19 protein-coding genes are annotated in these 10,186 nt (G+C 53.8%); 18 read left to right on the forward strand and 1 reads right to left on the reverse strand.

All coding sequences use genetic code 11. The features are described from left to right. The 16 genes from WH277_RS27295 (at nt 1) to WH277_RS27370 (ending at nt 8,684) form a co-directional block, all read left to right on the forward strand. Complete coding sequence (locus WH277_RS27295) at nt 1-669, forward strand: phage terminase small subunit (RefSeq protein ID WP_339507421.1); 669 nt, start codon at nt 1-3, stop codon at nt 667-669. A 90-nt stretch (nt 670-759) separates the two neighbouring features. Then, nucleotides 760-1,224 carry a head completion/stabilization protein gene (locus WH277_RS27300; RefSeq protein WP_339507422.1) on the forward strand — a complete coding sequence of 155 codons (465 nt, stop codon included), beginning with the start codon at nt 760-762 and terminating at the stop codon, nt 1,222-1,224. Further along, nucleotides 1,224-1,430: a tail protein X gene (locus WH277_RS27305; RefSeq protein WP_339507445.1), complete on the forward strand. Its 207-nt coding sequence runs from the start codon at nt 1,224-1,226 to the stop codon at nt 1,428-1,430. The genes WH277_RS27300 and WH277_RS27305 overlap by 1 nt, the downstream gene beginning before the upstream one ends. Nucleotides 1,431-1,433: 3 nt before the next feature. Beyond that, entirely contained in the window at nt 1,434-1,658 is a 225-nt protein-coding gene (locus WH277_RS27310; protein ID WP_200641757.1) for a hypothetical protein, read from the forward strand. Further along, nucleotides 1,642-2,151: a lysozyme gene (locus WH277_RS27315; protein ID WP_339507423.1), complete on the forward strand. Its 510-nt coding sequence runs from the start codon at nt 1,642-1,644 to the stop codon at nt 2,149-2,151. Before WH277_RS27310 ends, WH277_RS27315 begins: the two co-directional genes overlap by 17 nt. Next, the gene (lysB, locus tag WH277_RS27320) at nt 2,148-2,564 is read left to right on the forward strand and encodes an Rz-like lysis system protein LysB (protein ID WP_339507424.1); all 417 of its coding nucleotides are present in this window, start codon (nt 2,148-2,150) and stop codon (nt 2,562-2,564) included. Before WH277_RS27315 ends, lysB begins: the two co-directional genes overlap by 4 nt. Further along, the gene (gene lysC, locus WH277_RS27325) at nt 2,464-2,739 is read left to right on the forward strand and encodes an Rz1-like lysis system protein LysC (protein WP_339507425.1); all 276 of its coding nucleotides are present in this window, start codon (nt 2,464-2,466) and stop codon (nt 2,737-2,739) included. Before lysB ends, lysC begins: the two co-directional genes overlap by 101 nt. Further along, nucleotides 2,672-3,136 (forward strand): phage tail protein, encoded by a 465-nt coding sequence (locus tag WH277_RS27330; protein ID WP_339507426.1) that lies wholly within the window; start codon nt 2,672-2,674, stop codon nt 3,134-3,136. The genes lysC and WH277_RS27330 overlap by 68 nt, the downstream gene beginning before the upstream one ends. Next, nucleotides 3,136-3,594 (forward strand): phage virion morphogenesis protein, encoded by a 459-nt coding sequence (locus WH277_RS27335; RefSeq protein ID WP_339507427.1) that lies wholly within the window; start codon nt 3,136-3,138, stop codon nt 3,592-3,594. The genes WH277_RS27330 and WH277_RS27335 overlap by 1 nt, the downstream gene beginning before the upstream one ends. 72 nt (nt 3,595-3,666) lie before the next feature. After that, complete coding sequence (locus tag WH277_RS27340) at nt 3,667-4,338, forward strand: hypothetical protein (protein ID WP_339507428.1); 672 nt, start codon at nt 3,667-3,669, stop codon at nt 4,336-4,338. A gap of 70 nt (nt 4,339-4,408) precedes the next feature. Then, nucleotides 4,409-5,044 carry a phage baseplate assembly protein V gene (locus WH277_RS27345; protein WP_339507429.1) on the forward strand — a complete coding sequence of 212 codons (636 nt, stop codon included), beginning with the start codon at nt 4,409-4,411 and terminating at the stop codon, nt 5,042-5,044. Then, on the forward strand, nt 5,041-5,391 hold the full coding sequence (locus WH277_RS27350; protein WP_159336513.1) for a GPW/gp25 family protein: 351 nt from the start codon (nt 5,041-5,043) through the stop codon (nt 5,389-5,391). The genes WH277_RS27345 and WH277_RS27350 overlap by 4 nt, the downstream gene beginning before the upstream one ends. A 4-nt stretch (nt 5,392-5,395) precedes the next feature. Further along, nucleotides 5,396-6,304, forward strand: a complete 909-nt coding sequence (locus WH277_RS27355; protein WP_339507430.1) for a baseplate assembly protein — start codon at nt 5,396-5,398, stop codon at nt 6,302-6,304. After that, nucleotides 6,297-6,905: a phage tail protein I gene (locus WH277_RS27360; protein WP_339507431.1), complete on the forward strand. Its 609-nt coding sequence runs from the start codon at nt 6,297-6,299 to the stop codon at nt 6,903-6,905. The genes WH277_RS27355 and WH277_RS27360 overlap by 8 nt, the downstream gene beginning before the upstream one ends. After that, nucleotides 6,902-8,263, forward strand: coding sequence for a phage tail protein (locus tag WH277_RS27365; RefSeq protein ID WP_339507432.1), 1,362 nt, complete (start codon nt 6,902-6,904; stop codon nt 8,261-8,263). Before WH277_RS27360 ends, WH277_RS27365 begins: the two co-directional genes overlap by 4 nt. Before the next feature lies 1 nt (nt 8,264). Continuing rightward, nucleotides 8,265-8,684 (forward strand): tail fiber assembly protein, encoded by a 420-nt coding sequence (locus WH277_RS27370; protein ID WP_445235343.1) that lies wholly within the window; start codon nt 8,265-8,267, stop codon nt 8,682-8,684. A gap of 135 nt (nt 8,685-8,819) precedes the next feature. Here WH277_RS27370 and WH277_RS27375 read toward each other — a convergent pair whose 3' ends face one another. Further along, nucleotides 8,820-9,215, reverse strand: coding sequence for a hypothetical protein (locus WH277_RS27375; protein ID WP_339507433.1), 396 nt, complete (start codon nt 9,213-9,215; stop codon nt 8,820-8,822). A 137-nt stretch (nt 9,216-9,352) separates the two neighbouring features. On the opposite strand from WH277_RS27375, the gene WH277_RS27380 reads away from it, so the two are divergent. Both WH277_RS27380 and WH277_RS27385 read left to right on the forward strand, forming a co-directional pair. After that, on the forward strand, nt 9,353-9,745 hold the full coding sequence (locus WH277_RS27380; RefSeq protein WP_133841293.1) for a hypothetical protein: 393 nt from the start codon (nt 9,353-9,355) through the stop codon (nt 9,743-9,745). Between the two features lie 54 nt (nt 9,746-9,799). Further along, nucleotides 9,800-10,186, forward strand: a 387-nt coding sequence (locus WH277_RS27385) for a recombinase family protein (RefSeq protein WP_339507434.1), incomplete at its 3' end; no start/stop codon positions are given.

Here is a 10,186-nt window from a genome sequence, read left to right on the forward strand (position 1 = left end):
ATGACAAGCCCTGCCCAGCGTCACGTTATGCGTCAGCAGGCCGTCGAAGCATCGCAGCAGGCTGACGGCCCGCTGCGACATGCCAACGGCTATGAGCGAATGCTCATGAAGCTGAATGAAGATAAGCGCCGCCTGAAAAAGGTGCGGTCAGTGGAAAGTAAGGCTCAGATGAAGCGCGACATGCTGCCCGGCTATTTACCGTGGGTGGCTGGCGTACTGAGCCAGGGCAAGGGCGCACAGGATGCCATCCTGATGACCGTCATGATCTGGCGACTGGATGCCGGGGATATTCCCGGCGCGCTGGAGATTGCCCGCTATGCCCTGCAGTACGGGCTGGTGCCGCCTGATACGTATAAGCGCAACAGCACGGCTTATCTTCTCACCGAAGAGGTTGCCGATGCGGCGACCCGGACGTGGACGGCTAAAGAGCCGGTCGATATTGACCCGCTGCTGGCAACGCTGGAACTGACGAAATCCGAAGACATGCCCGATCAGGTGCGCGCCAAGCTGCACAAAATCACCGGCTATGTTCTTCGTGATGTGGGCAGGGGTTTGGAAGCGATGGAACACCTCAAACGCGCGCTGCAGCTTCATCAGGGCAGCGGCGTTAAAAAGGACATTGAAAGGCTGGCAACTGAGCTGAAAAAGCAGACTCTGGCCAGCCGTTAACGAAAGCGCCCCGCGCACGGGCGGCAGGATGGCAATGAGCCTTTCAGGTTTCTGAGCCAGCCTCCACCGCCCACCTATTCAGAGGCCACTATGAGCACGCTGGTAATCCCCGCACCGCGACCCGCAGACGCTGCCGAGCCGCCGATTGTTAACACTTTTTTCTGGCCTGATGTTGACCTGCAGCGCCTGCGCGATGCGCTGCGCTATGAAGGTACGATCACCCCGGCCCGGCTGCGGCAGGCGGTGAAAACGGCGATTTCAGAAGTGAACGCCGAGCTGTATGACTACCGGGCTGAAAAGATGGCTGCAGGGTTTAAAGTCCTGGCCGATGTTCCCGCCGATCAGCTCGACGGCGAGAGTGAAAAGCTGTCGAACTATTTTGATGCAGTCAGCCACCTGACGGCGGCAACCATCGTTGAGCGTTATCGCGGTTATGACGCCAGCGGTAAAAAGGGCGATGAAGTCAAAGCCAGCGCAGACGAATACTGGCGTGATGCCCGTTTCAGTATCAGCAAAATCGCGGGTAAAAGTGCCTGCATCATCGGATTGCTGTGATGAACGTCCGGGCGCAGCAGGGTGACACCGTTGACGATATCTGTCATCGCCATTACGGCCGCACTGAACAGGTCGTTGAACTGGTTTATGCGGCCAATCCCGGCCTTGCCGAAAGCGGGCCGGTACTGCCGCACGGTTGCGAGGTCACATTGCCCGATCTGCCCGATTCGTCGGCAGTGGGTGAAACCGTGAACCTCTGGAGTTAGCAAATGGAGAAGAACAGCTCAATTATCAGCTACCTTGTCGGCCTTTTTATGATGTGGTTCAGCCGCCATACGGTGCAGGACATCGCCTTTATGGTCGGGGCTTTTGTGGCGGTGGTCACGCTGATTATCAACGTGGCGAATTTTTTCATTAACTGGCACTACCGCCGCAAAACGTATGAGCTGGCGCGCCAGTCTTTGCAGGGGGTGACCTTTGAGCCAGATCGCTAAACGCTGCGCCGTGGTTGCCGTGCTGGCTATCGCCGCGCTGCTGCCGCAGTTCAGCACGCTGAAAACATCAGAGGAAGGGCTGCGGCTGATTGCCGATGCGGAAGGTTGTCGCACCACGCCGTATCAGTGCAGCGCGAACGTCTGGACTAACGGCATCGGGCATACAGAGGGGGTAACACCGCAAAGCGTTGTCAGCGATCGGCAGGTCGCGGTTAACCTGGTGTATGACGTGATGCGCGTTGAACGCGGCATTGCAGCCTGTATGCCGGTTGCCATGCCGCCGCAGGTTTATGACGCCGTAGTGTCGTTCACCTTCAATGTCGGCGTGCGCGCCGCCTGCACCTCCACCCTTGCCGGGTTTATCAATCGCGGTGAGTGGCGCAGCGCCTGCCAGCAGTTGCAGCGATGGGTATACGTGAAGGGCGTCAAAAATAAGGGCATTGAGAACCGCCGGGTGCGTGAAATCGCCTGGTGCATGAAGGGGGCCGCATGACGCGCCTGCTGTCTGTGCTGTTAGTCGCACTGCTGGCGGCGCTGGCTTTCACCTGCTGGCAGCTTTCAGGGGCTAAGGCTGATTTGGGCGATGCGCAGCGCATCATCGGCACCCTGTCGGCGGGCATTGAGAGCCGGGATAAAGCTATCACGCGGCTGAATGCCGAAGCGCGTGACGGACAAAAACGCGAGGCGGCGCTGCGCCTGCTTCAGGGGCGGGCCAGTTCCGGCGCGCTTAATCGTGAACTAACCATCCAGAGGGAAAACGATGCTAACCCGACATTACGCGGCTGGTCTGCTGCTGCTTTGCCTGATGACGTTATCCGGCTGCACAGCCGCCCCGCCTTTGCCAGCGCCCGAGATTATCTGGATTGGCTGTCCACGCGTGACAAGCTGCCCGTTCCCGTCAAATAGCCTGCTGACCCAGGGCGATCTGGCGGCTGACAACCGGCAGTTAGAGGCTGCGCTCGCATCATGCGGGCTGCAGGTGGAAATCATCAAAGAATGCCAGGAGCAGCACGATGCTGAAACCGAAGCAACTGCGGGAAGCGCTGACAACCTGCGTACCACTCCTGCAGCGAAACCCTGACAGCCTGAATATGTTTATTGATAACGGGCGCATGGTTTCCACGCTCGCCAGCTCGCTGTCGTTTGAATATCAGTATCAGCTTAACCTGGTGATCACTGACTATGACGGCAATCTGGATTTGCTGGTTGTACCGGTGCTGGCCTGGCTGCGTGAGAACCAGCCCGACATCATGGCAACCGAAGAAAAGCGCCGCACCGGCTTCACCTTTAATGCCGATGTCATCAGCAATAATACGATGGATATCAGCATGAACATTCAGCTTACTGAGCGCGTGATCGTAAAAAGCGAGGGTGGCGCATTGCACGTTAATCATGTTGGTGAGCCTCCCCTGCCCCAGGACGTGGACCGCCCTGACCGGATGTATACGGGCGGCGAACTGGTCAGCGAGTGGCACTAATGAACCCGCTTGAGCCTGTTGAAACACGACTCGCCGCGCTGATTGCTAATCTGTCACCAACGGCACGAAAGCAAATGGCGTCAGGTATTGCCAGAAAGCTGCGCGCAAGTCAGCAGCGGAATATCAAGAGCCAGAAAGCCCCGGACGGCACGCCGTTTAAACCCCGCAAGGCGCAACCGCTGCGGGGCAAAAAGGGCCGCATCAAACGGGAGATGTTCGCCAAACTCCGCACGGCAAAATACATGAAAGCGAAAAGTACCGCTGATGACGCGGCAGTGGAATTTACCGGGCGCGTGCAGCGCATGGTCAGGGTGCATCATTACGGCCTGCGTGATCGAGCAGCCAGAGGCGGCAAAGAGGTGAAGTATGACGCTCGCCCACTATTAGGAATCTATGATTTTGATATAGAATGGATAGAAAGTGAAATCAGTTATTTTTTATCGAGGCGAATAATTTAAATGAAGTATATATCAGACAAAATAAAATCTCATAGAAGTTATGTTTACGTTAAGAGACTTCATAATTACTTAATGCCGTTGAATCTCATAAATTCAATCTTTATTTTGATTGTGGTTTCATTGTTTTTGAATTTCATTGCCATTATGTTTTTTATGGTAAACTTCAGTTCTTTCGATGAAGTTGATAAATTCATGAAGACTTTTTGGCCTGTAGTCGTATTCCAGTTGGCAGCACTAGGCTTTGTATATAACATTAGACGCCATCTTTCAGAAGACTATTACAAAGAAGCCAAGGAACAACTTAGCAAGGCTTATGAAAACCTTAATCATTTTACAGGAAAAATGCTGGATAATGACAGGTTGCGTTGGTTGACTACAGCAAGAATGCTGTCTGTATCAAATATGTTATCCAATAAAATCATGATGTCTTCACACAAAGTAATGTACAAAGAGGAAAAACAATTCTGGCGAATGAAATTTAATGATTTAGTTATTGATTTCCCATCAGAGTTCTATGCGGAAAAGCCAATGCATTGGATAATGCATGAAAGTCACGAAAGAGCTCCCATAGCTGAGGCCTCTTTGGTTGAAATATATGATTTTATGAAATGGTCTGATGATTATACCGATCCCTTAGACAAGAAAACTTTTTCCGAAAAGGAAATAGAACGAATGATCACCCGTGGCCCCAAAGGATTAGGTAATTTGTTGAAAGCGCACCGTGAGTTAAGAAAAAAAAACTAGATCTGTTTGTTGGTTAATGACCAAATTACTTTCCTTTGAGAATGCAGATTAATGTCTGCATTCTCACTCTATGAATGAACAAATCAGCGATACCTTGCGCCTGCTGCGCAACCTGATCCGCATCGGCACCGTTGCCGCCGTCAATCTTGCAGACGGCACCTGCCGCGTGGATACCGGAAACAACACTACCGCCTGGCTGCAGTGGCTGACCGCCCGTGCAGGGAATACCCGTTCATGGAACGCCCCCTCCGTGGGTGAGCAGGTGCTCGTTCTGTGCCTGGGCGGCGAGCTGGATACCGCCTTTGTCCTGACGGGCATCTATTCTGACGACAATCCCGCCCCGTCTGCCTCCGCTGACGCGCTGCACTGGTCATTCCCTGACGGTGCTGTGATTGAATATGAACCCGCCACCGGCGCACTCAATGCGACAGGCATCAAAACCGCCACGATTGAGGCGGCTGATTCCATCAGTGCGACAACGAAAGTCGTGGTGGTCACCGCCAGTGAAAAAATTATCCTGGATGCCCCCATGGTGGAATGCACGAAACATCTCAAAGCAGCCAGTTTAGAACTCACCGGTGGCGGCACCATGAAGGGGGATATTACGCATTCTGGCGGCAACCTCACATCAAACGGTGTTGTGCTGCATGCTCACACACATGGCGGCATTGAGCGCGGTGGCAGCAAAACGGATGGCCCTCAATGACAACACCTAAATACAGCGGGATGAACCGCGACACCGGCACGGCGGCTGATGATATTGAGCACATCCGGCAGTCAGTGCGCGACATCCTGATAACGCCGGTTGGCACCAGGGTAATGCGGCGCGAATACGGCTCGCTGCTGTCGGCGCTGATTGATATGCCGAATAACGGCGCGCTGCACCTGCAAATCATGTCGGCGTGCTATATGGCGATCCTGCAGTGGGAACCGCGTGTGAAGCTTACCGCCATCAGCTTTGACCCGGACTTTAACGGCGGGATGGTGGTGGAAATTACCGGTTCGCGCACTGATTCCCGCCAGGATTTTTCACTTACCGTTCCCGTGAGTTGACACTATGGCAACTATTGACCTGAGCCAGCTCCCCGCACCCGATGTGGTCGAGGCGCTGGATTATGAAACCCTGCTGGCCGAACGCAAAGCCACGCTGATTTCTCTTTACCCTGCAGATCAGCAGGCCGCCATTGCACGGACGTTGACGCTGGAATCGGAACCCATCGTGAAGCTGCTGCAGGAAAACGCCTACCGCGAAATCATCCTGCGCCAGCGCGTTAACGAAGCCGCCAGGGCAAACACAGTCGCTTTTGCCCTTGGCGGTGACCTCGATCAGCTGGGAGCAAATAACGGCGTGTCACGCCTGACCATCACCCCGGCTGACGATACTGCGATCCCACCGGTTGCCGCCGTGATGGAAAGCGATGATGACTTCCGTCTGCGCGTGGCCGGAGCCTTTGAAGGGCTGAGCGTGGCCGGGCCGACGGGCGCGTATGAGTATCACGCGAAAAGTGCCGACGGGCGCGTGGCTGACGCCTCCGCTATCAGCCCATCCCCCGCCATGGTTACCGTTACCGTGTTGTCGCGTGAGGGTGACGGCACCGCGCCAGATGACCTGCTTTCCATTGTGGACGCGGCGCTGAATGATGAGAACGTGCGCCCGGTTGCTGACCGCGTAACGGTTCAGTCTGCCGCCATCGTTGAGTACAGCATTAACGCCACGCTGTTTATTTATCCGGGGCCGGAGGCTGAACCCATTCGCGCAGCGGCAGAGGCCCGGCTTGCGGCGTTTGTATCGGCGCAGCGGCGGCTCGGTCGCGATATTCGCCAGTCGGCGCTGTTTGCCGCGCTGCACGTTGAGGGCGTCCAGCGCGTGATGCTGTCATCACCGCCCGCCGACGTGGTGCTGGATAAAACCCAGGCAGCGTACTGCACGCAATACAGTATCACCGTAGGTGGCTCCGATGAGTGATCGCCTCCTGCCGACAGGTTCGACAACGCTGGAGGTGGCCGCCGCAGAGGCGTGCGCCGCCATAGAAAAAACCCCGGTCCCGCTGCGCCAGTTGTGGAACCCGCAGACATGCCCGGTCGAGCTGCTGCCGTATCTGGCGTGGGCCTGGTCGGTTGACCGCTGGGATGCGAACTGGCCGGAAGCCACAAAACGAAAGGTCGTCGCGGCATCGGCCTACGTTCACCGGCACAAAGGCACCATCGGCGCGATTCGGCGCGTGGTTGAGCCGCTGGGGTATCTCATCAGGATTACGGAATGGTGGAAAACCGGCGATGTGCCTGGCACGTTCCGGCTGGACGTCGGCGTACTGGATACGGGCATTTCGGATGAAATGTACAGCGAGCTTGAGCGGCTGATAGACGACGCAAAACCGCGCAGCCGTCATCTGATCGGGCTTTCCATCAATCTTGACGTTACGGGCGGTCTGCCTGTTGCTGCAGCGAGCTATGACGGCGACGAGCTGACGGTTTACCCCTACACCCCTGAAATTATCACCGTGTCCGGGTCGGGTTATTCCGGCACGGCAATACACATCATCGACAGAATGGAAGTGAGCGCATGACCAGATATTACGCCCTGTTAACCAACCTCGGCGCCGCAAAGCTGGCTAACGCCGCCGCGCTCGGGACCAAGCTGCAGATCACCCATATGTCTGTCGGCGATGGCGGCGGCACCCTGCCCACGCCGAACGCCAGCCAGACGGCGCTGGTTGCAGAGAAACGCCGCGCTGCGCTTAATGCGCTCAGCGTGGATGCCGCAAACAGCAGCCAGATTATTGCCGAACAGATTATCCCTGAGACTGACGGCGGTTTCTGGATTCGGGAAATTGGCCTGTTCGACGCCGACGGCGTGATGATTGCCGTGGCCAACTGCCCGGAAACGTACAAGCCCCAGCTGCAGGAGGGAAGCGGCCGCACGCAGACGGTGCGCATGATCCTGATCGTCAACAGTACCGATGCAGTGACGCTGAAGATTGACCCGTCGGTGGTGCTGGCAACCCGGAAATACGTTGATGAAGGGGTGATTGTCGTTAAAGCATACGCCGATTCACTGATGGCGCAGCATCTTGCCGCCGCAGACCCGCACCCGCAATATGCACCAAAAGCCAGCCCGGCACTGACCGGAAAACCAACGGGGCCGACGGCGGCAAAGACGGACAATAGCACGCAGCTTGCGACAACGGCACACGTTAAAAGCGTGGTGGGTGATTATGCGCCGCTGGCCAGCCCGGCATTTTCCGGCACCCCGACCGCGCCGACGGCTGCAGCAGGCAACAGCTCTCAACAGATGGCAAATACCGCCTTTGTGCAGGCGGCAATTGCAGCACTCGTATCAGGTTCGCCTGCTGCGCTGGATACGCTGAAAGAACTTGCTGACGCCCTTGGGGGTGATCCAAATTTTGCAACTACAGTTCTGAATAAGCTGGCGGAGAAGCTTGCGAAAAACCAGAACGGCGCTGATATTCCTGACAAAGCAGAATTTCTCGCAAACCTTGGTTTAGGAGAAGCAGCAAAATGCAATGTAGGTACGACGCCGGGCACAGTGGCAGCAGGCGATGACCCCAGGCTCGTCGGTGCTATTCAAAAAAAATCCCCGACCCTGGTTACTGCGTGGGTGAATTTCTCTGTGGCTGGCGGGGTGATAACTATTAATGATAGCTATAACGTGTCCAGCGTAGTGAGAACCGCTACGGGACGATTTAACGTAATTTTCACTAATGCGATGAAAAACGCGTTTTATTGCCCAAGCGTCATATCGAGACGACCTACCGCAGGAACCTCAGAAGATGGGATTTGTTATGGTCTGGGTAGCCTTAATCGCGTAATGAGTGTTAATCAGTTCCCTATCAGCATTAATAATGCTGCATCAACAGCAGAAGACCCGCCGTTTTGCTGCGTATCTGTTTCGGGAGGCCTGTGATATGAAAGTGATTGTGTATGTTGAAAATGGTAATGCATGCGTCATGTCGATAGCGCCGGGACTTGATATTTCAATAGAAGAAATTGCAGCGCGAGATGTTCCCGTGGGATGTGAATGGGTTGTGGTTGATACAAATTCTTTGCCATCTAACGAACTCCAGGAAACATGGTCGATAGTTAGTGGAGCTGTTGTCGTTGATGGTGTAAAGGTACGTTCTTACATGATCAGGCAGGCAGAAGCCGACAAAAAGCAGCGTAAACTAGCTGCTGACAATGAAATCGAGTGGAGACAGGATGCTGCTGACGCAGAGATTGCTACAGAGGATGAGGCTGTCGCGCTGGCTGCATGGAAAAAGTACAGGGTGCTGCTGATGCGCGTTGATACAGCAGCACCGGCGTTTCCTACGGTTCCTGCTGCATAATCTCAGCTAAATGAGCTGCGATCTCGCCGTCCGTCGCAGCTCTTGCCCCTTCAATTTGATCACCGATATAGATAAATCCGTATGGGTGAATCCAGTAATCTAGAGTCTGAGTGTCGTTATTTTCCATTTTTAATCTCACTGATAAATGATGTGAAACTCGAAGGCCCATTGTGCGAATGTCGCCGTGGTATTAATTCCGACAGCCACACCAGAGCCTTTTGGCATCAGCGCAATCCCCGCGTTACCCACGTTAAACTGACACGTTGTCGCTGTTAAAAGCGCTCCCATTGCACCCGCTGCCGCCGATGTATCTCCGCCCGTAATCCTTGGGTAAAACCCGACACAATAATCACCAGTCGAATAGCCATTATTTGCAGCTACGCATCGTAGCTTGATGTTTAGAGAGCATAAATCCGGGTTGATTGTTAGTCCGTGATTGATAATCAACGGTGTATTTGTGGTCAGTGTACTTCCCGCCGACGACCAGTGTTTCAATTTAAACTGTGCAGTCGCATCATCTTCTCTAATCACATCTCCTAAACCAAGGTTTAAAAGAACGATATCTGCACTCGTTAGCCTCCTGACGATTGATGTGATTAATGGTCAGGAGTAAGTTGGTGGGTTCAAAAGTAAGGCTTTTCATTCATCATTTATCTAAGGACCTGAGAATGTTAAACGAACAACGATACTGGCTCGTTGGTGCATCATGGGATGGAGTGGACCACCAAGATGAAAAATTTGTTCAAAACCACATCTGGATGTTGGGATGGAGCCATGAAGAAGACAAAATGCAATTTGATTCAGCTAAAGAGATTCGAGTTGGTGATCGTATTGCTATAAAACGAATGAAGGGACAGGGCAGCCCACTTATAGCAATCAAGCATATAGGTATTGTTAAAGGTGTTGTTGAAGATGATGAGCGAGTTATTTGCTCTGTAGAATGGGTTAACACTCATGTAAACCGTGATGTAGCTTCTAAAGGATGCTATGCAAGCGTTCACGGGCCCTTCACAAGAGAGCGGGATTCATCTGAATGGCTTAATGAAATTTTTAGTCTTTGATGAATTTTGTGAAATTAAATCGCAATATGCTGCCTTTATTTATAGTGAGGCAGCATGTTTATTGGCTATATTCGCGTATCAACAAATGACCAGAACACCGCATTGCAACGTAATGCGCTGGATAGCGCAGGATGTGAGCTGATTTTCGAAGATAAAATCAGTGGGAAAACAGCAGACAGACCGGGGTTAAAAAAGCTTCTTAAAGCGCTGTCGGCTGGCGATACGCTTGTCGTTTGGAAACTGGACCGCCTCGGGCGCAGCATGCGGAATCTTGTCATTTTGGTCGAAGAGCTGCGTGAGCGTGATATTAACTTTCGCAGCCTGACAGACAGCATCGATACCAGCACGCCGATGGGTAGATTCTTTTTCCATGTGATGGGCGCGCTGGCAGAGATGGAACGAGAGCTGATAGTCGAACGTACTCATGCCGGGCTTGCGGCT

It is taken from the genome of Erwinia sp. MYb416, from assembly GCF_037479575.1.
In the GTDB taxonomy this organism is placed as follows: Bacteria; Pseudomonadota; Gammaproteobacteria; order Enterobacterales; family Enterobacteriaceae; genus Erwinia; species Erwinia rhapontici.

What these genes read in the sequence shown, in the direction of transcription:
- WH277_RS27305 (WP_339507445.1), top strand. Translation starts at nt 1,224, where the DNA reads ATGAACGTCCGGGCGCAGCAGGGTGACACCGTTGACGATATCTGTCAT.
- WH277_RS27370 (WP_445235343.1), top strand. Translation starts at nt 8,265, where the DNA reads ATGAAAGTGATTGTGTATGTTGAAAATGGTAATGCATGCGTCATGTCG.
- WH277_RS27335 (WP_339507427.1), top strand. Translation starts at nt 3,136, where the DNA reads ATGAACCCGCTTGAGCCTGTTGAAACACGACTCGCCGCGCTGATTGCT.
- WH277_RS27340 (WP_339507428.1), top strand. Translation starts at nt 3,667, where the DNA reads ATGCCGTTGAATCTCATAAATTCAATCTTTATTTTGATTGTGGTTTCA.
- WH277_RS27310 (WP_200641757.1), top strand. Translation starts at nt 1,434, where the DNA reads ATGGAGAAGAACAGCTCAATTATCAGCTACCTTGTCGGCCTTTTTATG.
- WH277_RS27295 (WP_339507421.1), top strand. Translation starts at nt 1, where the DNA reads ATGACAAGCCCTGCCCAGCGTCACGTTATGCGTCAGCAGGCCGTCGAA.
- WH277_RS27360 (WP_339507431.1), top strand. Translation starts at nt 6,297, where the DNA reads ATGAGTGATCGCCTCCTGCCGACAGGTTCGACAACGCTGGAGGTGGCC.
- WH277_RS27365 (WP_339507432.1), top strand. Translation starts at nt 6,902, where the DNA reads ATGACCAGATATTACGCCCTGTTAACCAACCTCGGCGCCGCAAAGCTG.
- WH277_RS27330 (WP_339507426.1), top strand. Translation starts at nt 2,672, where the DNA reads ATGCTGAAACCGAAGCAACTGCGGGAAGCGCTGACAACCTGCGTACCA.
- lysB (WP_339507424.1), top strand. Translation starts at nt 2,148, where the DNA reads ATGACGCGCCTGCTGTCTGTGCTGTTAGTCGCACTGCTGGCGGCGCTG.
- WH277_RS27350 (WP_159336513.1), top strand. Translation starts at nt 5,041, where the DNA reads ATGACAACACCTAAATACAGCGGGATGAACCGCGACACCGGCACGGCG.
- WH277_RS27300 (WP_339507422.1), top strand. Translation starts at nt 760, where the DNA reads ATGAGCACGCTGGTAATCCCCGCACCGCGACCCGCAGACGCTGCCGAG.
- lysC (WP_339507425.1), top strand. Translation starts at nt 2,464, where the DNA reads ATGACGTTATCCGGCTGCACAGCCGCCCCGCCTTTGCCAGCGCCCGAG.
- WH277_RS27380 (WP_133841293.1), top strand. Translation starts at nt 9,353, where the DNA reads ATGTTAAACGAACAACGATACTGGCTCGTTGGTGCATCATGGGATGGA.
- WH277_RS27345 (WP_339507429.1), top strand. Translation starts at nt 4,409, where the DNA reads ATGAATGAACAAATCAGCGATACCTTGCGCCTGCTGCGCAACCTGATC.
- WH277_RS27355 (WP_339507430.1), top strand. Translation starts at nt 5,396, where the DNA reads ATGGCAACTATTGACCTGAGCCAGCTCCCCGCACCCGATGTGGTCGAG.